Source organism: Allobosea sp. P1_A7 (assembly GCF_056406775.1).
The window spans coordinates 1-22,593 of record NZ_JBFTZN010000113.1 but is presented as its reverse complement, the minus strand read 5'-3'; the positions used below and the strand labels follow the sequence as shown (position 1 = coordinate 22,593).

The window sequence follows — 22,593 nt, the reverse complement described above, 5'->3', positions numbered from 1 at the left end:
AGAATGGGCTGAGTACTACACACCACGCGAGGCTCTTGCAGCAAACTGTTTAAGGGGGCAGATCGATGGACGGGAAGGCTCCAAACCTCGGTCGCCCATCGACCATGATCGACAATGCCATTCGGGTCGGTCTGGTTGCCCTGCTGGTCTATGCCTGCGCACGGATCGTGCTTCCCTTTGCATTCCTTTTGATTTGGTCAGCGATCCTGGCGGTGATGCTGTATCCGCTCCATCTGCGCTTGATGCCGCGGCTCGGGAATCGTGGATCGGCGCTGCTGATCGGACTGATCGGCGTCGTGTTGATGCTGGGGCCGATGGTGATTGCGGTGACGTCGCTTGCGACGACGCTCTATTCGCTGATCTCGACCTTGCAGAGCCAGAACGTAACCATCCCACAGCCACCCCTATGGCTCGATGGCACCCCTTTGATCGGCAAGAAATTAACGGAGATCTGGACACTCGTCGCCTCCAACCTGCCGGCGGCGCTGGCAAAATACGGCCACCTGCTCAGCGGGCCCTTGGCATGGCTGGCTACGTTCGCTGGTGGCCTTGCCGTTGGCGAACTCTCATTCGTTCTTTCCTTCGCGATCGCCGCGGTACTCATTGTCTACGGCAAGGACGCAGCAACCTTCGCTAGACGCCTGTTGACACGCGTCACAGGGAGCAACGAGCGCGCGGTGCAACTGGTCACGCTCACTGCAGCCACGATCCGCGGCGTGGGACTCGGGGTTGTTGGCGTTGCTCTGATCCAGTCATCGCTTTTAGGCCTGGGCTTCTTCGCCATAGGAATTCAGGCAGCCGGTCCCTTAACCCTTGTTGCGCTCATATTGGGCATCATGCAGGTGCCGCTGATTTTGCTGACGCTGCCTGTGGTCGGCTATGTCTTCATTTACGAAGCAACGCAGCCGGCAGTCATCTTTCTGATCTGGAATATTGTCGTCGGTCTCGGCGACAACATTCTCAGACCATTGATGCTCGGCAGAGGGCTGAATGTCCCGATGCCGGTCATTCTGATGGGTGTTATCGGCGGCATGATCGTCGACGGGCTCCTCGGACTATTCGTCGGGCCCGTTCTTCTGGCCGTCAGCTACGTGTTGCTGCTGGAATGGCTGCAGCAACACCCGGTGTGAATTGCTCTCCTACGGCGTCCTTACCTCGATCGCAGGCAGCGCCGCACCGGCGGAGGCGCGCCTCACGCCCTCCGTCGAAGGCGGCAAGCGCAATGGCCGCGAATGCACCGGCGCTTGCTCTAGGCTGCGCGCTTCAGCGCTTCGCCGAGCAGGGACACCATGTCGTCGATCTGCCCGGGCTCGACGATCAGCGGTGGCGACAGAGCGATGATGTCGCCGGTGACGCGGATCAGCAGCCCCTTCTCGAAGCAGTCGACGAAGATGTCATAAGCCCGCGCCCCGATCGCTCCAGCGCGCGATTCGAGCTCGATGCCGACGACGAGGCCGATGGTGCGGATATCGATCACATGCGGAGCGCCCCTGAGGCTATGCATCGCCTCCTGCCATTTCGCCGCGAGCTCGGCGGCGCGCGTCAGGAGCCCCTCTTCGGCATAGATGTCGAGCGTCGCGAGACCAGCGGCGCAAGCGATCGGGTGGCCGGAATAGGTGTAGCCATGGAACAGCTCGATCGCAGCCTCCGGACCGGTCATCAGCGCATCATGCACCTTGCGGCTGGCGAAGACGGCGCCCATCGGCACCGCACCATTGGTCAGCCCCTTGGCCGTCGTCATGATGTCCGGCACCACGCCAAAATACTCGGCCGCAAAGGGCGTGCCGAGACGGCCGAACCCGGTGATGACCTCGTCGAAGATCAGCAGGATGCCGTGACGCGTCGCAATCTCGCGCAGGCGCTGCAGATAGCCCTTCGGCGGCAACAGAACGCCGGTCGAGCCTGCGACGGGCTCGACGATCACCGCCGCGATCGTTTCCGCGCCATGCAGCGCGACCAGGCGCTCCAGATCGTCGGCAAGTTCGGCGCCGTGCTCCGGGAGCCCCTTCGTGTAGGCATTGCGGGCAAGATCATRCGTATGGCGCAGATGATCGCTGCCCGGAAGCTGCGGGAAGACACGCCGGTTATTGACCAGTCCACCGACAGAAATGCCGCCGAAGCCGACGCCGTGATAGCCGCGCTCGCGGCCGATCAGGCGGGTTCGCGTCCCCTGCCCGATCGCGCGCTGATAGGCGATGGCGATCTTGAGAGCCGTATCGACTGATTCCGAGCCCGAACCGGTGAAGAAGACGCGATCGAGTTTCGCCTCTCCGGCCCCTGGCGCCAGGGCGGCGAGGCGCTCGGCGAAGTCGAAGGCGATCGTGTGCCCCATTTGGAAGGACGGCGCATAATCGAGGGTCGAAAGCTGGCGCTCGACCGCTTCCGTGATCTGGCGGCKGCCATGTCCGGCATTGACGCACCAGAGCCCGGCCGTGCCGTCGACCACCTTGCGACCATCATCGGTGGTGTAGTGCATGCCCTGGGCCGAGGCGAGGAGCCGCGGCGCGGCYTTGAACTGCCGGTTGGCGGTAAAGGGCATCCAGTAGCTGTCGAGCGAGCGGGCGTTCTGCAATGAGGCTGGCGGAGTGTTGGCGGTCATGGCGTGCTCCCTTGTCTGCCTGCCACAAGCCACGTTCCGTCATTGCCAACAAGTCTGTTTCGGATGAAACATAAGACGCTGATTTATAAGGAGACAAAGATAGATCGATGCAGATATTGAACAGAAGGAACAGCGGGTGATCGGCATCGATGTCGGAGGGGTGACTGCGCCATGCCGGTCCCTTCGCGTCAAACACAGTTGGCATATGTCCCACGGCAAGCGCACGGGACGAAGATGTGTCGAGGATCGTCGCGGGACAAGCACGGGTTGGCGGGGAGGAGAGTTCGGTGTCTGTGGACGTAGGTGCTCGCCTTAGATTCATCCGACAGAAATACAATCTATCGCAGCGCACGCTCGCTAGGCGTGTCGGCATAGCCAATTCGTCGATATCGCTGATCGAGTCGAACTCCATTAGCCCATCCGTTGGAGTCCTGAAGCGAATTCTCGATGGAGTTCCCATTGGACTCAGCGAATTCTTCTCAATGGAGCCTGACAGGCCGCAACAGACCTTCTATCAAGCCAGTGAATTGGTTGAGATTGGCAAGGGCGGGATTTCGTATCGGCAAGTGGGCGAGAGCCTGTTCGGTCGCGCACTTCAAATCCTGAAGGAACGCTACGAACCAGGGACCGACACAGGTCGTGTGCTGCTCGCCCATGATGGYGAAGAGGGCGGAATTGTCCTCATTGGCCGGCTGGAGGTCACGGTCGAGGATCAGCGCCGAATACTGGGCCCCGGCGATGCGTATTATTTCGATAGCCGAAGGCCGCATCGGTTTAGATGCGTGGGGCCGGTTGCCTGCGAAGTTGTAAGTGCCTGCACGCCGCCATCGTTTTAGCCCCGAGTTTGGGCCGGTGACGCGCCAACCGCTCTTGACGCCAACCGTCGATCGCGGACGGCATCTGCGATTGGCCGTCCAGGCTGCCCTGGCCTGCGAACCGTCTGAGTGCCTGCATCCCCGGATATTGCTTGGCGTCCGTTAGGCAGTCATTGCACCGATCTCCTGACGCTGCGCGGCATGAGGCTGACGAGCCCGAGCAGCGCCAGCGCGACACCGATCCAAAGCGGCGAGCGCAAACCATAACCGGCGACGATACCGATGCCACCGAACCAGGCGCCTGCCGCAAGACCAATATTGATGACCGATGTGTGGACTGTGTTCACCAATGGCCCGGGGTGCGCTGTCTTCATGACGCGTGAAATCATCGCCGGGTTCATGGGGACCCCGACCAATCCTATCGCAATGAAAGCAACGACGCTGACAATGCGGTGATCGGCAAAGACTGCGAATGTCGCGAGCGTCCCCGCCAATGCGATCAGGCCGCCGACGAGGATCGGAATCGTATGCTTGTCGGCGAAGCGCCCAACGATCGCGTTGCCGATGACGTTGGCTGCACCATAAGCGCCGAGCAGCAGGGGTACCGTGGCAGGAGAAAAGCCCGTCACATCCGTAAAGATCGGCGAGAAATAACTGAATGCAGCAAAGGTCGCGCCAATGATCAGACCGCTCGTGGCATAGGCCGCCCAAAGCTGGCCGTTTCGGAACGATGCCAGTTCAGTGCTCAAGCTGATTTGGGCCGATTTCCTGGATGCCGGAACCAATGCTGCTATGACAGCGGCACACAGCATCGCGAGCGCGACGACCAGCCAAAAGCTCGCTCGCCAGCCAAAGCGCTGGTCAATCAAGGTCGCAGCCGGCACGCCCAGGACCGTCGCGAGCATCAACCCGGCGAGCACGATCGATGAGGCCCGCCCTCTCGCGTCCGGTCGAACGACTTCGGCACAGATGGCCAACGACACCCCGAAACATGCCGAACCGGCAACACCGGTGATGATCCGCGCGGCAACCATGATGCCATACCCATCCGCCGTCGCGGCGATGATCCCTCCAACACTGTAGAGCGCAAGCAAACCAAGCAGTGCGCGCTTGTTTGGAACTCGGAGTTTGAGAAGCGCGAGGGTCAGCAGCGGCCCACCGACGACCATCCCCGCCGCATAGATCGAGATCAGATACCCGACCTCGGCAATCGTTACGCCAAGCGCGGCCGACAGCGAGGGCATCATGCCGGCGACCATGAATTCCGATGTGGTCAGCGAAAAGATCGTCAATCCCAGGACATAGACCACTACCGGGAGTCCTTCCCGCACGGCCTGCGCTATCGGCGTTCCGGAAGCCGAGCTCGCCGGGCTGCTGCGATCGACAGTGTCCATTGTCACTCAATCCATTCTATAATTCTCACTATAAAATTCGCTACCCGGCTTGCGTGCCATGGTCAAGGATTTATATAATTCACGCTACAGAAAGGAACACCATGGCAGTCCGAGGCCGCCCGCGCAGCTTTGCCCGTGACCACGCACTTCAGCGCATCATGGAAGTGTTCTGGGCCAAGGGGTATGAGGGCACTCAGCTCAACGACCTGACGGCAGCGATCGGGATTACGCCGCCGAGTTTTTATGCAGCCTTTGTCTCGAAGGAATCAGCGTTTCGGGAGGCGGTAGAGCTCTATGTGGCGACCGCGGGATCTGGCGCCCTGCGCGCGCTCGACGAAGGCACCACCGTACGGGAGTCGATCCGCGCCATGCTTCAGGCCAGCATCGACACGGCGCTCAGCGCACCACACTCTGGCGGCTGCCTGCTGATCCTCGGCGTGGTCAACTGCCAGATTGAAACCGAACCACTGCGCGAACTGCTCAGGAGCATTCGCGAGGAAACCGAGATGCGTATTCGCGCCAGGCTGGCTCGGGGCGTGGCGGAGGGTGACCTGGTGGGTTCGAGCAATATCCCGGTGCTGGCCAACTACTACAGCGCAGTGATGCAAGGCCTTTCAATGCAAGCTCGCGACGGCGCCACGAGAGACGAGCTCGAGGCGCTCATCGCTCCGTCAATGACCCCGCTGCACGTGTAGATCGCAGGCCGACCTGCCCAAACCATGCCCCCGAGAGGTCGAAACACGATGGAAGAACAGGTCAATCGTTCGATCCGCGATCATGCTACGTCCACTGGCAAGGTGGTGGTGCCCGCCGTGCTCAAGGACGATGTCGAACAGTTCCATTATGCCCCGGCGCGGCGCGCTGGAGATTTCGTATTTCTGTCCGGGCTTGTCGCCAGCAACAGGCAATCGACAGCGATGGACGCCGAGCGCTTTTGTAGCGAATTGCGTCGTGTCTTCACATTGATGGAACAGCTTCTGAACGCATGCGGGGCGCGTGTGGATGATGTCGTGGAACTTCAGATGTTTCATGTGCTCGGCAGCGACCGACTGGCGTTGGACAAAGCAGGACAACTGGCCGCGATTGCGGCCGTCCGGGACGAGTTCTTTCCCGCCCCCTATCCCGCCTGCGTCGAACTGGCCGTCGCTGAACTCAACGCGGCAGATGGGCTGGTGGAGATCAAGGCGACGGCATTTGCCCCCCTATTGCCTCGTGACCAGATGTAACGTGGTGAGCGCTCGACGCGCCTGGTTGCAAAGCGATGAATAGCAAACAAGACGACGAGCGATGAGCGAAGCCAAACAGGCCTTGGCAACAGCGACTATCTTACGGCCGGACGGAAGTGCTGCTTCTATCCATGACAGATGTCCCTTGCGGCAAGCGGATTGTATCCTCATCGGTGAGCATGGCTCTCCGATTTCATCGACAATGACAGCACCAATGCCATGGCTGCCAGCACCGCAGCGACGAGGCCGAGATTGTTCGAGCCCAGCCACTCAATTCCTAGACCGCCGATGGAACCCGATAGTGCGATGGCGAGGTACAGGATTGCCTGGTTGAGCGAAACGAGAACACCGGCGGCTTCAGGCTTCAGGGAGATCAGCCGGTGCTGTTGCGGCGTCGTAATGGCGAAGGCGGCGATGCCGTAGACCGCGATCAATGCAAAGGCCCATGCCAGGTTATCGATGGTCAATCGCAGGACGACTAGGCTGAGAATGAGCCAGACCAAGGCGATCGCCACCACCCTGCGGCCGCCAAAGCGGTCGGCGAGCATACCGGCGCCCAGGTTCCCGACAGTGCCAACCACGCCAAGCGTTGTCATGAGCCCCGCAAGGTAGAGACTGTTTCCCTGCGTCGCCGTTTCAAAGATGATCCCCATATAGGTGTAGGGCATATACACAGCGGTGAAGGCCAGCAGGGTCACTCCGAGGACCGCAGCGATTTGAGGCTCGAGCAGGAACCGCATTTGCTGGCGTAACCCCGGTGCTGTCGCGATCGTCGTTGTCTTCGGGACGGAGATGACGATCCCGATGACGCCAACCACGGCCAGTCCGGTTGCAAGCCACATGGTCGACCGCCAGCCGAACATCCCGCCGAACGCTGTACCCAAGGGTGCCCCAAGCGCAGTCGCCGCAGTGAAGCCGCTCACGACCAAAGCAATGGCTCGGCCCCGGTGTGCTGGCGAAACCATCGCGGCAGCAGTTACGGTGGCGGTCGGCACAAATAATCCAACGCCGAGAGCAGCCACGACCTGACCGGCCAGAACATGAGCATAGGACGGCGCGAGCGCAGTCCAGACACTCCCGGCAAGATAAGTCACCACTGCGGCGACCAGTACGGTTCTTCGGTCCCATCCCCCGGTGGACGTCGTCAGGACCGGGCCCGCGAGTGCGCAGGTCAACGCGAAGATCGTGATGACCTGCCCCGCGACGGACGGCGCGATCTTGAGCRAACTGCTGAGAAGGGGCAGCAAGCCCGCCAGGACGAACTCGCCGGTTCCGACGACAAGGACACCGAATGCGAGCATCGAAACCGGGAGCCATGGGCTCTTGGCCTGCGGCCGATCGACTTCACGTGGAGTTTGCAGCGGCGCAGCGACCATGAGTGGACCTTTCCGGCCCGGCGATGTCAGCACCGATGCCAAGTCGTTTGGTTGGACAATTGGGATATGAGCGGCCTGCCGGCGCGGCGGCGCGGCTCATCAGGACGTTCGGCCTCAAGCGCACGAAGCCGTTCGATGAGAGGTCCTTTAGGGGCCCGGCAGGATGAACTTCAGGTCTTCAAGGAAGGTTCGGAAAGCTGGCGACAACCCGTCTCGCCTCGCCAACAAATCCGCAGATCGGCCACGAGCGGCAGGTCGCTGCTGGTGTTCCGGCTCTCCGGAGCGGAATGGGTCGCCGCTCATCTTAGACCCCGCGCCGCCCGGAGCCGCTGCCTGGATGCGAGCCGCGCCAGTTCGAACTGGTCGGCTTCCTCCATCAGGGCCGCCACATTGGCCGATGCCTGATACGAAGTAAGCTCAAAGGCGAGCTGCTCAATATCGGTGTCGGGCTGAAGCTCTCCCGCCCGCATCGCTTCGGTCGACAGATTGACGATGCACTGCCTCGCCTCGAGCCGATGATGCTCCACCCGATCGCGGATCCGTCCCGGACGCGTGCGGTATTCACTGCTCAGCGCGTGAACCAGGCAGCCGCCCGGAAGCGTTCTTTGCTCCACGAATGTGTACCAGCCCTCGATAAGAGCGATGAGACGCTCGACCGCGTTTGGCCTTGCCCTGGCGGGGCCAATGACGGCGTCCGTGTATAGCGACACGCCGTTCTCGATCGTCGCGAGCTGCAGCGCCTCCCTGTCGCCAAAGAGGATTTGGATGTTGCCTCGTGCAACCCCCGCATCAGCGGCCACGCGCCCGAACGTCAGACCGTCCAGCCCCTCGACGGAGGCGATCCGGGTTGCATGGTGAAGAATGTTGGCCCGGGCGCGGTCACCGCGCTCCTTCCTCTTATCGCTCGTCATCACGTCACCTCACAGTTCGCAACACATATACAGTCGTATGTATATTGTAAAGCCCGTACTGAAGGGATTGACCGGATGTTGTCCCTCTGAGAAGCGGCCGCCAGGCCCGTCGAACGCCGGGGCCAGACTCTCAAACGGACCTAAATGGCCGGCTGGGAACCGGAAACATGCCGGCGCGCCTCAGTCGATCGTGGACTGGCACCGGACTTTGTCTGATAGTGAGCCGGCTGATGGCCGAAGCGCCCTACTATTGTTGTATTGCTGAATCAGCGCGGTATCGGCCGATGATCGGTCAGGACCAGAGGGTGGCATGAGCGATCCACGCGAGCATCAGCTCATCGATGCCGTCTACGAGGCAGCCCTTGTGCCAAGCCTCTGGCCATCCGTGCTCGCCAAATTCGCCGATATCTGCAGTGCGAAGGACGCGGTGCTTTGCACCGTCCGGGGCGAGGAGATGCGCTTCATCAACTCCTCACCCGCGTTCGAACAGCTCTGGCTCGATTTTCTCAGCCTCTATCCCGGGGCGTCCAACGAGCGGACCAAACGTCTGATGGCGCTGCAGTATCCCGGTTTTGCAACCGATGCCGACGTCTTCACCATGCAGGAAATGGCTCAGGACCCGATCTATCGCGACTTCTTCATCCCGCGTGGCTATGGCTTCGGCGTCGCGACCGCAATCGAGGTTCCGAGCGGCGACACCATCATCGTCCATGCCGAACGCGACTATGCCTCGGGGCCGGTCGGGCGCGATCTCGTCACGCAGGTCGATCGCACACGGTCCCATTTTGCTCGCGCCGGCATCCTGGCAGCGCGGCTCGACATGGAGCGTGCCCGCACCGTTGCCCACGCGCTCGAGATGATCGGCCTTCCTGCAGCCGTGCTCGGATGGCGCGGACAGGCCCTCGCTGCGAATCCGCTCCTCGTCAGGCTGATGCCGGATGTCGCGCAGGACCGCCCATCCCGGCTCGGGCTCGCCAATCCCTCTGCGGACCGCTTGCTTCTCCAGGCGTTCGCAGCCCTGGGCAAAGCGCCGCACGATGCCGCCGTCCGCTCGATCCCGATTGCCGCCGAGGGCGATAATCCGCCCTTCATCGCGCATCTCGTGCCGGTGACCGGGGCGGGTCACGATGTGCTGTCGCAAGCCCATGCGATTCTGGTCGTAACGCCGGTCGTCCCCGGAGAGGTCCCGACCGCTTCGGTCATCCAGGGCCTGTTCGACCTGACGCCGGCGGAGGCCAAGCTCGCTGCCTTGATCGCCGCCGGAAGCCGCCCCCGCGATGCCGCGCTCGCCCTCGGCATTGGGGAGGAAACCGTTCGGACCACTCTAAAACGGGTCTTTGCGAAAACGGGCCTCGAACGCCAGGCCGATCTGGTCGGGCTCTTGCAGGGCGCCAGCCTCGGCGGGCGCGTTCTCCACACCCAGCCGTAAAGGGCTGCAACCCCCACGACGTCACCGATCTGAACGCCAGGCGGCTCAAGACAGCAATCTTGGGGTGGTTCTCCCCGCGGATGCTTACTCGCCCGCCGAACGTGCCAGGACCTGGCCATACCGTGCGTGGGAAAAGGCCTCGCTCCGCCTCAGTTCGGCGTCGAGAGCCTGCCCCTCCTCAGTCAGGCTATATTCGACATGGCGGACATTCTCGCTCAGGTCGCAACGGATGACGAAACCCTTGCCTTCAAGTGACTTGAGCCGGGCGGAAAGGACACGCGCGGAGATCGATCCGGGCAGCGCGCGGCGAAGCTCCGCAAACCGCAGCGCGTTATTCTGGCCGAGAGCCCAGATGATATGGCTCATCCATTCCTGGGCAAGGAACTTGAGCAAAGGTTCCACCCGGCATTTGCTATCGTCGACTTCAATTCTTTCAACCTTGTTCATGGCAAGCTTGCGGTATCCATAAGGTTACTACTGGTCGAGGCCGTATTGCAGCGCTAGCGTGCAGCCGTGTTCACTGCCGCGATGGAGGTTGGTTCATGGCTCGCGCAACTCCGGTTCCAGGTAAACTGCTGCTCTCTCCTCAGGATCACACCCTGATCCTGATCGACTTTCAATCGCAAATGTCCTTCGCAACGAAGTCGATCGATGCCGTGGCATTGCGCAACAACGCCGCCCTGATTTCCCATGCCGCCGCCGGCTTCGGCGTTTCGGCCATCCTGACCACCGTCGCCGAGAAGAGCTTCTCCGGGCCGATGTTCGAGGAGATCACGACCGCCTTCAACGGCCAGAAGCTGCTTGATCGCACCTCCATGAACACCTGGGAGGATGCCGCGGTGATCGCGCGCGTCAACGAGATCGGCAAGAGCCGCATCGTGCTTGCCGGCCTTTGGACCTCKGTTTGCATCGTCGGCCCGGCGCTCTCGGCCATCGACCAGGGTTTTGAAGTCTACGTCATCACCGACGCCTGCGGAGACGTCTCCGACGAAGCGCATGAGCGGGCCGTCGAGCGGATGGTACAGGCCGGCGCCCGTCCGATGACCGCGTTGCAATATCTGCTCGAGTTGCAGCGCGACTGGGCGARGACGGACACCTACGATCTCACCACCGGCATCGCCAAGAAGTTCGGCGGGGCCTACGGTCTCGGCATCATCTACGCCAAGACGATGTTCGGCGCACAAGAGGGACATTGATCATGCCCAAGGTCAGCACGAAGGACGGTCTCGAAATCTTCTTCAAGGACTGGGGTCCGAAAGACGCCCAGCCCATCGTCTTCCACCATGGTTGGCCGCTCAGTTCGGACGACTGGGACGCGCAGATGCTGTTCTTCCTCGCGAAGGGCTACCGCGTCGTCGCCCATGACCGGCGCGGCCATGGCCGTTCGACCCAGACCGGAGACGGTCATGACATGGACCATTACGCGGCCGATGCCGCGGCGGTGGTCGAGCATCTCGACCTGCGAAACACCGTTCATGTCGGCCATTCGACCGGCGGTGGCGAGGCGCTGCACTACACGGTCCGCCATGGCAAGGGCCGCGTAGCCAAGCTGGTGCTGATCGGCGCGGTGCCCCCGCTGATGCTGAAGACCGCGGCCAATCCGGGCGGGCTGCCGATCGAGGTCTTCGACGGCTTCCGGCAGGCGCTCGCCGCCAATCGCGCGCAATTCTTCCTCGATGTGCCGAGTGGGCCCTTCTACGGCTATAATCGCCCGGGCGCGAACCCGTCACAGGGCATCATCCGGAATTGGTGGCGCCAGGGCATGATGGGGGGCGCCAAGGCGCATTACGACGGCATCAAGGCCTTCTCGGAGACCGATTTCACCGAGGATTTGAAGGCGGTCGAGGTGCCGACACTGGTGATGCATGGCGATGACGACCAGATCGTGCCGATCGCCGACGCGGCCCTGCTCTCGATCAAGCTGCTGAAGCACGGCACGCTCAAGGTCTACGAGAAGCTCCCGCACGGGCTCTGCACGACCCATCCGGAGCTGGTCAACGCCGATCTGCTCGCTTTCGTGAAAGGCTGATTGTCGGGCGGCCAGAGCCCCAGGGAGGTCGATATGAAGCCCTATCTGCTGGCCCTGGGGGCCGGCCTGCTGGTCGGCATCATCTACAGCCTGCTCAATGTCCGCTCGCCAGCGCCACCGGTGGTGGCGCTGATCGGTCTCCTCGGCATCCTGGCCGGGGAGCAGATCGTGCCAATTGCCAAGCGCGTCCTCGCGGGCGAGCGGCTCAGCATCGGCTGGCTCAAGAGCGAATGCGGTGAGCACCTTTTCGGCGCCCTACCCGCGCGCTCCGCCGAGAAGCAGGCCGAACGCAACGATGCCGGCAGCAAGCCTTCATGAACCCGACCCGCAGACAGACCACGCTCGGCGGCGCGGCCGGCGCGCTTTCCACGCTGCTCGGCGGCCGGGCCGCCGCCCAGACATCGACGACAGGACAAGCCGCCATGACCGCCGACCTTCTTCTCGTGAACGGACGCTTCAGCACTCTGGACCGCAGAAACCCCGATCCGCAGGCGGCTGCCATCTCCGATGGCCGTTTCATCGGTGTCGGAGCGGAACAGGACATGCGCGCTCTGGCCGGCCCGACGACTGCGATCGTCGACCTCGGCGGCCGGCGTGTCATTCCGGGGCTGATCGACAGCCATATGCACATCATCCGCGGCGGGCTGAACTACAATATGGAGTTGCGCTGGGACGGCGTGCGCTCGCTTGCCCAGGCGATGGAGATGCTGAAGCGCCAGGTCGCGGTGACCCCGCCGCCACAATGGGTGCGAGTGATCGGCGGCTTCACCGAACATCAATTCGCCGAGAAGCGTTTGCCGACGCTCGACGAGATCAACGTGATCGCCCCCGAGACGCCGGTCTTCATCCTGCATCTCTATGACCGCGCCCTGCTCAACGCCGCGGCCCTCCGCGCCGTCGGTTACGGCAAGGAGACGCCCGATCCACCGGGCGGCGAGATCCAGCGCGATGCAAACGGCAACCCGACCGGACTGCTGATTGCCAAGCCTAACGCCAACATCCTCTATGCCACCTTGGCGAAGGGCCCCAAGCTCCCGCCCGAGTACCAGCTCAACTCGACGCGCCATTTCATGCGCGAGATGAACCGGCTCGGCGTGACCAGCATCATCGATGCAGGCGGCGGCTTCCAGAACTACCCGGATGACTACGCAATCATCGAGAAACTGCATGCCGCAGGCGAGCTGACCTTGCGGCTCGCCTATAATCTCTTCACGCAGAAGCCGAAGGAGGAGCTCGCCGATTTCGCGGGCTGGGCCAACCAGGTGAAACCCGGCCAGGGCGATGATCTCTATCGCCATAATGGCGCTGGCGAGATGCTGGTCTATTCGGCCGCGGATTTCGAGGATTTCAGGGTCGAGCGACCGGACATGCCGTCCACGATGGAGGGCGATCTCGAACCCGTCGTGCGGCTGCTCGCCGAGAACCGCTGGCCCTGGCGCCTGCATGCCACCTACGATGAGACCATCACCCGCGCGCTCGACGTCTTCGAGAAGGTCAACCGCGACACGCCCTTGCAGGGGCTGCACTGGTTCTTCGACCATTGCGAGACGATCAGCGATCGCAACATCGATCGCATCGCAGCGCTCGGCGGCGGCATCGCCGTGCAGCACCGGATGATGTTCCAGGGCGAGGATTTCGTCGAACGTTATGGCGCCAGGGCGGCCGAGCGCACACCGCCGATCGCGCGCATGCTCGAGGCCGGCGTCCCCGTCGGTACCGGCACCGACGCGACCCGCGTCGCGAGCTATAACCCCTGGGTCTCGCTCGCCTGGCTCGTGACCGGCAAGACGCTGGGCGGCCTCAGGCTCTACCCGCAGCGCAACCTGCTCGACCGCGAAAGCGCGCTTCGGCTCTGGACGCAGGCCAATACCTGGTTCTCGACTGAGGAAGGCAAGAAGGGCCAGATCAAGACCGGCCAGCTTGCCGATCTCGTCGTGCTCGATCGCGACTACATGACCGTGCCGGAGGATGAGATCCAGGACATCGAGAGCGTGCTAACGCTGCTCGGCGGCAAGCCGGTTCACGGCACCGGCGACTATGCCGGGCTTGCCCCGCCACTGCCGCCGGCCATGCCGGACTGGTCACCGGTCAGGACCTTCGGCGGCTACCAGAGGCGTGCGGGCATGGATGGCCGCAAATATGCCTTCGCGGCCGCCTGTGGCTGTGCCAGCGCGTGCGGCGTCCACGGACACGCACATGCTTCGGCCTTGGCCGCAACCGTGCCGGTGCGCGACGAGGGTTCGTTCTGGGGAGCTCTTGGCTGCTCCTGCTGGGCCTTCTGAGCGCACGAAGGGATCGATCATGTCCGGTTCGCCACTCTCTTCCGCTCAGCAGGCCGTCGAACGGCTCCTTGGCCAGTCATGGCTGGTTGTTCTCGCCCGCATCGCTGTGGCGCTGCCCTTCATGCTCAGCGGCATCGCCAAGCTGTTCGATTTCGCAGGAGCGACCGCCGAGGTCCGCGGTCTGACCGGGCTCGAGCCTGCCGCACTCTTCGCCACGCTCGTCATCCTGACGCAGCTCGGCGGCTCTGCATTGCTGATTGCCGGCGGCCGCTATGCCTGGATCGGCGCGGCGGCGCTGGCCGGCTTCACAATCCTCGCGACACTCTACGCCCATGCCTTCTGGATGAAGCCCGCAGGCGAACGCTTCCTGCATCAGAACATCTTCTTCGAGCATGTCTCGATTGTCGGCGGGCTGGTGTTGCTGGCGATGCTTTCCGCCCGTTCGAGCTGGGGAGCACGAGTCTGATGGCCCAAGTGCCACACGATACCGCAGCCAGACCGGCGTCTTCGGCCTTCGCGCCGCTACAGCACTCCGTCTTCGCCGTACTCTGGGCGGCCACGGTCCTTGGCAATGTCGGCTCCTTCATGCGCGACGTCGCAAGCGGCTGGCTGGTCACCGATCTCTCCGGCTCGCCTGCGGCTGTCGCCATGATCCAGGTCGCCGGTACCTTGCCGATCTTCCTCCTCGCTATCCCGGCCGGCGTGCTCTCCGACATCGTCGACCGCAGGAAATTGTTGATCGGCGTCCAGCTGCTGCTGGGCTGCACCAGCGCTGTCCTGATGACGCTGGCCCTGACCAACCGGCTGACGATCGAATTTCTGGTCGGGCTGACCTTCATCGGCGGTGTCGGCGCTGCCTTGATGGGGCCGACCTGGCAATCGATCGTCCCCGAGCTCGTGCCGAAGACCGAGCTGCGCAATGCCGTCGCCCTGAACTCGCTCGGCATCAACATTGCCCGCGCGATCGGCCCTGCCGCCGGCGGCGCGCTCCTGGCGGCCTTTGGTGCCGCCTCGACCTATGGCGCCGACGTCCTGAGCTATGTCTTCGTCATCGCGGCACTGCTCTGGTGGCAGCGCCCCGCCGGCGCCGACGACGAGCTCCGCGAACATTTCGGCGGCGCTTTCAGGGCGGGGCTGCGCTACGCCCGCGCCAGTCGAGAGCTTCACCTGGTTCTTCTGCGGGCCGTCCTGTTCTTCGCCGGCGCCAGCGCCATTTGGGCGCTGTTGCCCCTCGTTGCCCGACAGCTGCTCGGCGGGGGCGCCGGTTTCTATGGCCTCCTTCTCGGAGCTGTAGGAGCCGGCGCGATCGCAGGGGCCATCGTGCTCCCGCGGATCCGGGCCCATCTCGATGCCGACGGCATCATGCTCGGCGCCGCGCTCGTCACGGCCGCCGTGACGGCGGCGTTGGCGGCGGTGCCACCGCAATGGCTCGCCATTCTCATGCTGCTCGTCCTGGGCGGCGCCTGGATCGCTGCGCTGACGACGCTGAACGGCACGGTACAGGCCATTCTGCCAAACTGGGTGCGCGGGCGCGGCCTGGCGATCTACCTCACGATCTTCAACGGCGCGTCGGCCGCCGGAAGCCTGCTCTGGGGGCTTGTTGCCGAAGCAATCGGGCTGCATGCCACCTTGCTCGTCGCAGCACTCGCGCTCGCGCTGGTCGCCGTTGCGGTCCTGCGCCTGCGGCTACCGGCGGGCGAGGCCGATCTCACCCCCTCGACCCATTGGCCGGAGCCGGCGATCGCCGATCCGGTCGAACACGATCGCGGCCCCGTCACCATCACGATCGAGTACCGTGTCGCTCGCGAAAGCCGGGCCGCCTTCCTCGAGGCGGTGGCGCGGCTCGCTCCGGAGCGGCGCCGGGACGGCGCCTTCGCCTGGGGCGTCAGCGAGGATGCCGCCGACCCCGACTGCATCCTTGAATGGTTCATGGTCGAGTCCTGGGCCGAGCATCTGCGTCAGCACAGGCGTGTCTCGCAGGCCGATGCCGATATCCAGGCGGAAGTCACGAAATTCCATACAGGCCAGGACAAACCGGTCATCCGGCATTTCCTGGGCTTGCAAGCGCGCCCCAACTCCGTTCCAGGCCAATAACCAGGGAGGCGCCTGCGCTGTTCAGGCGCGTTCAACACCGCGTGGGGAAGGTCATAGATCTCGCAGCGGAAGATACATCGATGCTTGTGCAAGTGATGGCTTGAATTCTGCCGGCGGCTTCGTCCATGATGACCTGTGTCCTAAGATGCTGGAGTGTAATGTGGTACCGCAACACGACAGAGGCCAAGCCACTTTCCCGGCAATTCTGCACCATTCAGGCGGTGCAAACCCTCCCAGAACAACTTCTCTTCGATCTGGCATGCTGACCCGCCTCGCCGCGGCGGCGTTCACGCTGGCCGCAGCAGGCTGCGCCGGAACCAGTGAAAATGCAGGCAGCTCGTCCGCCGGTGCCGCAGCTGGACCGAGCAGCATCCCGCGCGAGCGCCTGATCGGGAAATGGGGCATCGCCTCCTTCCACGCCGACAAGGACCGCAAGCGGACCGAGGCCCAGGCCAAGGCCCAGTGCAACATGCCCTACTCGATCACCAAGGGCCCGACCGACGGCGTCATGATGCATGTCGCCGACGATCCCAAGCTCTATGAGCTCGGAGTGAGCAGTATGCGGGTAAGCGGACGGAAGCAGACAATCGCTGGAACCTGCCTCGGCCTTGCGGCTCTGGCCTTGGGTGCTGTCGCGACACTGCCCGGCAGCGCATTCGCGGCCCCCAAGGCCGGCGAGGCGGAGACCCTCGACATCGGTGACGAGCCGGGGCGCATTTCGGGTGAGGAAACCGTTGTCGCCGACGGCCCCTACGCGCGTCAGGCCGTGCTGTTCCGCTCCAACGAGCCGCCGGGAACCGTGGTGATTCATACCTCGGAACGCTTCCTCTATGTCGTCCAGGGCAATAACCGCGCTCTGCGCTACGGCATCGGCGTCGGCCGTGAAGGCTTCCAGTGGTCGGGCCTGGTCAAGATCAGCCGCAAGGCGGAATGGCCGGACTGGCGCCCGCCGCCGGAGATGATCGCACGCCAGCCCTATCTGCCGCGATTCATGGCCGGCGGTCCGGGGAACCCGATGGGAGCGCGAGCGCTCTATCTCGGCTCGACGGTTTTCCGGGTCCACGGCACCAACCAGCCTGAGACCATCGGCCAATCGATTTCGTCCGGCTGTTTCCGCCTCGCGAATGGCGACATCATCGATCTGTATGAGCGCGTCCCGCTCAACACCAAGGTCGTCGTCCGGCACGGTGCAAGTCTCTGACACGGTGCAAGTCTCTGACTTGCGCGAGCCCCCTGCCAATTCCGCAATCTGTCCCAACCGGAGACCGATGGTCATGCTGAACGCGGCCAAGACCTACCTTCGCAGCGCGCTTGCCTGTTTCGCGGCCGTCACGCTCTGGGGAGCGCCGCAGCCGGCCGCAGCCGGAACGCTCGACACCGTCAGGCAGCGCGGCAACCTGCAATGCGGCGTCAGCGAAGGCCTGATCGGCTTCTCCGAGAAGGATGCGCAAGGCGCGTGGTCGGGTTTCGATGTCGATTTCTGCCGCGCCGTCGCGGCAGCGATTTTCGATGATCCGGCCAAGGTCAGCTTCGTACCGCTTTCGGCAAGCCAGCGCTTCGACGCGCTGCGCGCCGGGCAGGTCGACCTGCTCTCGCGCAACTCCAGCTGGACTCTGGCGCGCGAGGCCGAGCTCGGCCTGTCTTTCGCCGGCGTGACCTATCACGACGGCCAGGGCTTCATGATCATGAAGTCGGTGACGGCGACCTCGGCGCTCGAACTCGACCGCACCAAGATTTGCGTTGAAGCGGGCACGACGACGCAACTCAACCTCTCGGACTTCCTGCGCTCGAACTCGATAACCTATGAAGAGCGTGCCTTCCCGACGGCTGCCGCTGCTCTCGCGGCCTTCCAGGCTGGCGAATGCAATGTGCTGACGCGCGACCAGTCGGCGCTTTATGCCGAACGCCTGAAGCTTCCTCGTCCCGCCGATGCCGTTATCCTGCCCGACGTGATCYCGAAGGAGCCGCTTGGCCCGGTGACGCGCGGTGACGATTTCGCCTGGTTCACCTTTGTCAAATGGGTGAATTTTGCTCTCGTGAACGCCGAGGAGCTTGGCATCACCTCAACCAACACGGCCGAGGCCCTGGCCTCCGCCAAGCCTGACGTCCGTCGCTTCATCGGCGCCGAGGGCCACGGCGGTCATGTTGCGTGGGAGCCGTCGTTAATCTCATGGAAACCAACGAAGCCGCGAATGCCGCATCTCAGGGCTTTCCCTGATCGACAGTTGTCCGCGCTGCAGCCAGTATCCGGAGATACGGCAGAAACACGGGTGATTCGGCGCAAGGCGAGAGCAGAACAGAAGGACGCAAGCGCCACCGCAATCGGAGGGCATCATGAGAATGATGTACCGTTGGGTCGTGCCTACGAGTGGCCTGCCAGCCTGCGGAGCAGCAAGCGTCGGACTGCTCCTGTCCTCCCTCCCGCTCGGCGCCCAGACGGTCGGGCCGAGCCCACCGACGATCACGGCGACGATCAATGTCACGGCGGGCACCACGACCGTCGTCGGCAGCACGAATGTCGCGACGGCCGGTGCCACGAACGCAAGCAACGTCACCGGTGGCACGCTCGTCATCGACAGTCTGGCAGGCCCCCTTCCCGGCGCGATTACCTTTCAGGCATTGAACGGCAATGCGCTCCAGGCCAATGGCGGCGCGATCACCGTGCCAAACGGCAATCTCAGCATCCTGACCCAAGGCGGCCACGCAGTTCTTGCCAATGGCGCGACCAGCAGCGCAATTCTCGGCGGCGTTTCGATCACGACGACCGGCGTTGGAGCGGCACTGGTTGCGATCGGCGGCAGAATCGACGCAACCAACGTCATCGTCAACAACACCGCGACCGCAACCCCCACCATCTCGGCTGGCCATGGCGCGATCGCGGAGGGCGGCGGCGCCGTCAATCTTCATAGTGGCACGAGCATCACGACGGCTGCGTTCAACTCCGTCGGTCTCGGGGCTTCAGGTGCCGGCAGCCGCGTCATTGCGGACGTTCTCATTCCGGTCACGATGAATGGCGGCGGCTCGATGGGGATCTATCTCCATGACGGCGGCCAGGTCAGCATCCTTCCCGGGTCGACGTTTCAAATGAACGGCACCGGCAATGTCGGCATAGGCGTCGACAATACGACGGTGGCACTTGGAACCATCGGCAGCGGATTAACTATCAATCTCAACAACACTTCGGGCGGACCGGGCAGCACCGGCCTCTTCGCCGCGAACGGTGGCTCGCTCAACATCGCGAATGTGACGGTTCAAGGCTCCAATGCCGCTGCCGGTGCCTGGGCGAGAGACAATAGCAGCATCACGCTGTCGGGGAGCAGCGTCATCAACATCAACTCCGAGCAGGGCCCGAACGCCTACGTGCTTCAGACGGCCAATCTCGCGACGGCCGCCGGCCCCGTCGGCTCGGTCTTCAGCTTGGTCGGCGCCATTCCGGTCAGCGGTCTGCTGGCACAGGGAGCCGGAGCCCTGATCACCAGCACCGGCACGACCATCACTGTGACCTCGAGCAATGGTGCGGCCGGCGCCGATGCCGGCCTYGGCGGCACCGTCGACATGACCGACAACACCATCACCACGACCGGGACGAACGCATTCGGCATCCGCGTCGATTCCAACGGCACCGTCATCGGGCGCGCTTCGCGCGTGACCACTTCCGGCGCAGGAGGCGCCGCCCTCTTCATCAATGGCGGGCCGGGCTTGATCGACCTGACCGGCACGACTGTGCAGGCGACGGGTCCGGGCACCGTTGGTCTTTCCTCCCTGAATCTCACCGCGGCCAGCGTGAATATCGTCAGGCTGTCGGGCGGCAGTCTGACCAGTGCGACCTCGACCGCGGTGGAGGCACAAGGCCCACTCAATCTGACAACGGCTGGAACAGTCGTGACAGGTGGTGGCGGGCTCTTACTCCAGACCTTCGCCAGCACCTTCGGCCCGGCGCAGCCAACCGCCGTGCAGTTTGACGCCTCGAACGGGAGCGTCCTGACCGGCGATGCGCTCGTGGCCGCGCAGACCACCGCCAACATCAGCCTCGCAACCGGCTCGCAATGGACGGGGGCGGCCTTCGACGTGACCAATGTCACGGTCGACCCGACCAGCACCTGGACGGTCACCGCGAACTCGACCGTCACGCAGCAGGTTGCGAATGCCGGGCTGATCCAGTTCACGCCGCCGGGTGGCGATCCAACGATATTGGGCAGCTACAAGACGCTGACGACACGGAATTATTTGGGCGCAGGCGGAACGCTCGGACTCAACACCTTCCTCGGCAGTGATGGCTCTCCCTCGGACCGGCTGGTGATCAACGGCGGCGTTGCCAGTGGCAATTCGTTCCTGCGCGTGACGAACACCACGGGCCCGGGCAATCTCACCATCGGCAACGGCATCCTGGTGGTCGACGCGATCAATGGTGGCACGACCGTGCCTGGAGCCTTCGCGCTCCGCCAGCCGGTGGTCGCGGGCCCTTATGAGTATTCACTGTACCGCAGCAGCGTCGACGCCTCGGGTCCGGAAAACTGGTACCTGCGCTCCGAGATAACCCCTGCGCCGCCCGGTCCCGGACCGACGCCATCTCCACCCGGAACGGGCATCCCGGATTTTCGCCGCGAAACCTCGCTCTATGCGGCGCTGCCGGCGATGCAGCTGATCTATGGCCGTACCCTGATCGACAGCCTGCATGAGCGCGTCGGCGAACTCGCGCCGCTGGAAGCGCCGGCGGTCAGCGAGGAGCGCACGATCTGGTGCAAGAACCCCGACAAGAACTTTCGCTGCACGACCACCGTGCGGCTGCCGGCGAGCGCAGCCGCACCCGGTCGCTCTTATGCCTCGGCCGGCTGGGCCCGGATCATCGGCACCCATGGCAACCAGGATGGCGGGCCCTGGGGCATCTTCCGCAACGGCCCGAATTACGACTACGACCTCTATGCCTTCCAGGCCGGTCTCGACCTCTATCGCAGCGTGAGCGCCGACGGCTCGCGAGACCATGCCGGCATCTATGCCGCGATTGGCCGGATCGAGAGCGACGTCACCCATTTCAACGGCATCAGGGCCGGGCGGAACACCATCGATGCCTACTCGCTCGGCGGCTACTGGACCCATTTCGGGCCGTCGGGCTGGTATCTCGACGGCGTCGTCCAGGGCACCTGGTATGATGCCAAGGCCGATTCCAAGCGCGGCTTCATCCTCAACCGCGACGCGTTCGGCTTTGCCGCCTCGCTCGAGGGCGGCTATCCGCTCCAGCTCGGCTACGGCGTCATCCTCGAGCCGCAGGCGCAACTGGTCTATCAAACGATTTCGAACGGGAGCGCCTCCGACACGGCAGCGCTGGTGCGCTTCTCCGATGCCGACTCACTCGCCGGCCGGATCGGCGCCCGCCTTGCGCGAAGCTGGACGCTGGAGGACGCCACTGGCGGCGTCAAACCGCGGATGCTGACCGCCTGGCTGAAGGCCAGCCTCTGGAACGAGTTCATGGGCAATCCCAAGACCGCGTTCTCCTCGGCCACCGGCTTCATCCCGTTTCGCGCCGATCTCGGCGGCAGCTGGGCCGAGTTCAAGGTCGGCGCCGACGCGCAGATGACCAGGAACACCGCCCTCTACGCCAGCGCCGGCTACTCGATCGGCCTCAACGGCCGCTCGCATGCCTATGACGGCAGGCTCGGCATCAAGGTCAGCTGGTGAGCCGCAACACCAAAGCGAGGAATTGACGGGCGCTGATGCAACCAGCCGCCCCTCTGGCGCAGAACCGGCCACGGGCGGGCTGCAATCCTGCTCCCACAGCTCGTCGCCTTACTGCGACTGTAGCGAGCATCGCTTGAGGCAAAGTCTCTCTCAGCCCCCAGGCTGCGCCACGATGCGGATATAGGGCTTGGGTTCCCTCCAGCCATCCGGGTAGAGCTGCTTTGCTTCATCGTTCGACACCGAGCCGGCGATGATCACGTCTTCACCCTGCTTCCAGTTGGCGGGGGTCGCGACCCGGTGCTTCGCCGTCAGCTGGAGCGAATCGATGACACGCAGAACCTCGTCGAAATTCCTCCCTGTCGTCATCGGATAGACCAGGATCAGTTTGATCTTCTTGTCCGGCCCGATGACGAAGACATTGCGCACGGCCTGGTTGTCGGCCGGCGTCCTGCCATCCGAGGTGCCGGATGTGCTGGCCGGCAGCATGCCGTAGAGCTTGGAGATCTCCAGATCCGGATCGCCGATCATCGGGTAGTTCGGCTTGTGGCCTTGCGTCTCCCCGATGTCCTCCGCCCAGCGTGCATGGTTCCCGACCGGGTCGACGCTGAAGCTGATGATCTTGACGTTGCGCCGATCGAACTCGGGCTTGATCTTGGCCATGTAGCCGAGCTCGGTCGTGCAGACCGGCGTGAAATCCTTGGGGTGGGAGAAGAGCACACACCAGGAATCGCCGATCCAGTCGTGGAAGCGCATGCGCCCTTC

General features: G+C 63.7%; 20 protein-coding genes. 14 read left to right on the top strand and 6 right to left on the bottom strand.

Annotated features, from left to right (window positions below):
- Positions 1–104: 104 nt before the first annotated feature.
- Positions 105–1,130, top strand: a complete 1,026-nt coding sequence (locus tag AC1D34_RS19865; RefSeq protein WP_476775331.1) for an AI-2E family transporter — start codon at positions 105–107, stop codon at positions 1,128–1,130.
- A gap of 119 nt (positions 1,131–1,249) precedes the next feature.
- Here the strand turns inward: AC1D34_RS19865 and aptA are convergent, their stop codons facing one another.
- Positions 1,250–2,599 (bottom strand): omega-aminotransferase AptA, encoded by a 1,350-nt coding sequence (gene aptA, locus AC1D34_RS19860; protein ID WP_476825104.1) that lies wholly within the window; start codon positions 2,597–2,599, stop codon positions 1,250–1,252.
- Between the two features lie 287 nt (positions 2,600–2,886).
- Here aptA and AC1D34_RS19855 point away from each other — a divergent pair, with 287 nt between their 5' ends.
- On the top strand, positions 2,887–3,435 hold the full coding sequence (locus tag AC1D34_RS19855; RefSeq protein WP_441487838.1) for a cupin domain-containing protein: 549 nt from the start codon (positions 2,887–2,889) through the stop codon (positions 3,433–3,435).
- A 149-nt stretch (positions 3,436–3,584) separates the two neighbouring features.
- Here the strand turns inward: AC1D34_RS19855 and AC1D34_RS19850 are convergent, their stop codons facing one another.
- Positions 3,585–4,808 carry an MFS transporter gene (locus AC1D34_RS19850; protein ID WP_476825103.1) on the bottom strand — a complete coding sequence of 408 codons (1,224 nt, stop codon included), beginning with the start codon at positions 4,806–4,808 and terminating at the stop codon, positions 3,585–3,587.
- A 158-nt stretch (positions 4,809–4,966) separates the two neighbouring features.
- Between AC1D34_RS19850 and AC1D34_RS19845 the strand changes: the two genes are divergently transcribed.
- Positions 4,967–5,503, top strand: coding sequence for a TetR/AcrR family transcriptional regulator (locus AC1D34_RS19845; protein WP_441504282.1), 537 nt, complete (start codon positions 4,967–4,969; stop codon positions 5,501–5,503).
- Positions 5,504–5,551: 48 nt separating this feature from the next.
- Complete coding sequence (locus AC1D34_RS19840) at positions 5,552–6,034, top strand: Rid family hydrolase (RefSeq protein ID WP_441504281.1); 483 nt, start codon at positions 5,552–5,554, stop codon at positions 6,032–6,034.
- Positions 6,035–6,201: 167 nt separating this feature from the next.
- On the opposite strand, the gene AC1D34_RS19835 is transcribed toward AC1D34_RS19840, so the two are convergent.
- Both AC1D34_RS19835 and AC1D34_RS19830 read right to left on the bottom strand, forming a co-directional pair.
- Positions 6,202–7,410: an MFS transporter gene (locus tag AC1D34_RS19835; RefSeq protein WP_476825102.1), complete on the bottom strand. Its 1,209-nt coding sequence runs from the start codon at positions 7,408–7,410 to the stop codon at positions 6,202–6,204.
- A gap of 299 nt (positions 7,411–7,709) precedes the next feature.
- Positions 7,710–8,321 (bottom strand): TetR/AcrR family transcriptional regulator, encoded by a 612-nt coding sequence (locus tag AC1D34_RS19830; protein WP_441487833.1) that lies wholly within the window; start codon positions 8,319–8,321, stop codon positions 7,710–7,712.
- 310 nt (positions 8,322–8,631) lie between these two features.
- Between AC1D34_RS19830 and AC1D34_RS19825 the strand changes: the two genes are divergently transcribed.
- Positions 8,632–9,750: a helix-turn-helix transcriptional regulator gene (locus tag AC1D34_RS19825; RefSeq protein WP_441487832.1), complete on the top strand. Its 1,119-nt coding sequence runs from the start codon at positions 8,632–8,634 to the stop codon at positions 9,748–9,750.
- A gap of 84 nt (positions 9,751–9,834) precedes the next feature.
- Here AC1D34_RS19825 and AC1D34_RS19820 read toward each other — a convergent pair whose 3' ends face one another.
- On the bottom strand, positions 9,835–10,152 hold the full coding sequence (locus AC1D34_RS19820; protein WP_441487831.1) for a winged helix-turn-helix transcriptional regulator: 318 nt from the start codon (positions 10,150–10,152) through the stop codon (positions 9,835–9,837).
- A gap of 140 nt (positions 10,153–10,292) precedes the next feature.
- On the opposite strand from AC1D34_RS19820, the gene AC1D34_RS19815 reads away from it, so the two are divergent.
- The 9 genes from AC1D34_RS19815 to AC1D34_RS19775 all read left to right on the top strand — a co-directional run bounded on the left by AC1D34_RS19815 (position 10,293) and on the right by AC1D34_RS19775 (position 21,831).
- Entirely contained in the window at positions 10,293–10,946 is a 654-nt protein-coding gene (locus AC1D34_RS19815) for a hydrolase (RefSeq protein ID WP_476825101.1), read from the top strand.
- A 2-nt stretch (positions 10,947–10,948) separates the two neighbouring features.
- Positions 10,949–11,779: an alpha/beta fold hydrolase gene (locus tag AC1D34_RS19810; RefSeq protein WP_441504277.1), complete on the top strand. Its 831-nt coding sequence runs from the start codon at positions 10,949–10,951 to the stop codon at positions 11,777–11,779.
- A 33-nt stretch (positions 11,780–11,812) separates the two neighbouring features.
- Positions 11,813–12,097, top strand: a complete 285-nt coding sequence (locus tag AC1D34_RS19805; RefSeq protein WP_441487828.1) for a XapX domain-containing protein — start codon at positions 11,813–11,815, stop codon at positions 12,095–12,097.
- Positions 12,094–14,061: an amidohydrolase gene (locus tag AC1D34_RS19800; protein WP_476825100.1), complete on the top strand. Its 1,968-nt coding sequence runs from the start codon at positions 12,094–12,096 to the stop codon at positions 14,059–14,061. The genes AC1D34_RS19805 and AC1D34_RS19800 overlap by 4 nt, the downstream gene beginning before the upstream one ends.
- Before the next feature lie 19 nt (positions 14,062–14,080).
- Positions 14,081–14,527: a DoxX family protein gene (locus AC1D34_RS19795; protein ID WP_441487826.1), complete on the top strand. Its 447-nt coding sequence runs from the start codon at positions 14,081–14,083 to the stop codon at positions 14,525–14,527.
- Positions 14,527–16,155: an MFS transporter gene (locus AC1D34_RS19790; protein WP_441487825.1), complete on the top strand. Its 1,629-nt coding sequence runs from the start codon at positions 14,527–14,529 to the stop codon at positions 16,153–16,155. The genes AC1D34_RS19795 and AC1D34_RS19790 overlap by 1 nt, the downstream gene beginning before the upstream one ends.
- 559 nt (positions 16,156–16,714) lie before the next feature.
- A complete protein-coding gene (locus tag AC1D34_RS19785) occupies positions 16,715–17,356 on the top strand; it encodes a L,D-transpeptidase (RefSeq protein ID WP_441487823.1) in 642 nt (213 codons plus the stop codon).
- 73 nt (positions 17,357–17,429) lie between these two features.
- Positions 17,430–19,064 carry an amino acid ABC transporter substrate-binding protein gene (locus AC1D34_RS19780; protein ID WP_476825099.1) on the top strand — a complete coding sequence of 545 codons (1,635 nt, stop codon included), beginning with the start codon at positions 17,430–17,432 and terminating at the stop codon, positions 19,062–19,064.
- A gap of 97 nt (positions 19,065–19,161) precedes the next feature.
- Positions 19,162–21,831, top strand: a complete 2,670-nt coding sequence (locus tag AC1D34_RS19775; protein ID WP_476825105.1) for an autotransporter family protein — start codon at positions 19,162–19,164, stop codon at positions 21,829–21,831.
- A gap of 150 nt (positions 21,832–21,981) precedes the next feature.
- On the opposite strand, the gene AC1D34_RS19770 is transcribed toward AC1D34_RS19775, so the two are convergent.
- On the bottom strand, positions 21,982–22,593 hold a 612-nt coding region (locus AC1D34_RS19770), incomplete at its 5' end, for a peroxiredoxin (RefSeq protein ID WP_476825098.1).

Excerpts from the sequence above, each read along its gene's own strand:
- AC1D34_RS19865 (WP_476775331.1), top strand. The coding sequence starts at position 105 with ATGATCGACAATGCCATTCGGGTCGGTCTGGTTGCCCTGCTGGTCTAT.
- AC1D34_RS19850 (WP_476825103.1), bottom strand. The coding sequence starts at position 4,808 with ATGGACACTGTCGATCGCAGCAGCCCGGCGAGCTCGGCTTCCGGAACG.
- AC1D34_RS19845 (WP_441504282.1), top strand. The coding sequence starts at position 4,967 with ATGGAAGTGTTCTGGGCCAAGGGGTATGAGGGCACTCAGCTCAACGAC.
- AC1D34_RS19840 (WP_441504281.1), top strand. The coding sequence starts at position 5,552 with ATGGAAGAACAGGTCAATCGTTCGATCCGCGATCATGCTACGTCCACT.
- AC1D34_RS19830 (WP_441487833.1), bottom strand. The coding sequence starts at position 8,321 with ATGACGAGCGATAAGAGGAAGGAGCGCGGTGACCGCGCCCGGGCCAAC.
- AC1D34_RS19825 (WP_441487832.1), top strand. The coding sequence starts at position 8,632 with ATGAGCGATCCACGCGAGCATCAGCTCATCGATGCCGTCTACGAGGCA.
- AC1D34_RS19810 (WP_441504277.1), top strand. The coding sequence starts at position 10,949 with ATGCCCAAGGTCAGCACGAAGGACGGTCTCGAAATCTTCTTCAAGGAC.
- AC1D34_RS19805 (WP_441487828.1), top strand. The coding sequence starts at position 11,813 with ATGAAGCCCTATCTGCTGGCCCTGGGGGCCGGCCTGCTGGTCGGCATC.
- AC1D34_RS19800 (WP_476825100.1), top strand. The coding sequence starts at position 12,094 with ATGAACCCGACCCGCAGACAGACCACGCTCGGCGGCGCGGCCGGCGCG.
- AC1D34_RS19795 (WP_441487826.1), top strand. The coding sequence starts at position 14,081 with ATGTCCGGTTCGCCACTCTCTTCCGCTCAGCAGGCCGTCGAACGGCTC.
- AC1D34_RS19790 (WP_441487825.1), top strand. The coding sequence starts at position 14,527 with ATGGCCCAAGTGCCACACGATACCGCAGCCAGACCGGCGTCTTCGGCC.
- AC1D34_RS19785 (WP_441487823.1), top strand. The coding sequence starts at position 16,715 with ATGCGGGTAAGCGGACGGAAGCAGACAATCGCTGGAACCTGCCTCGGC.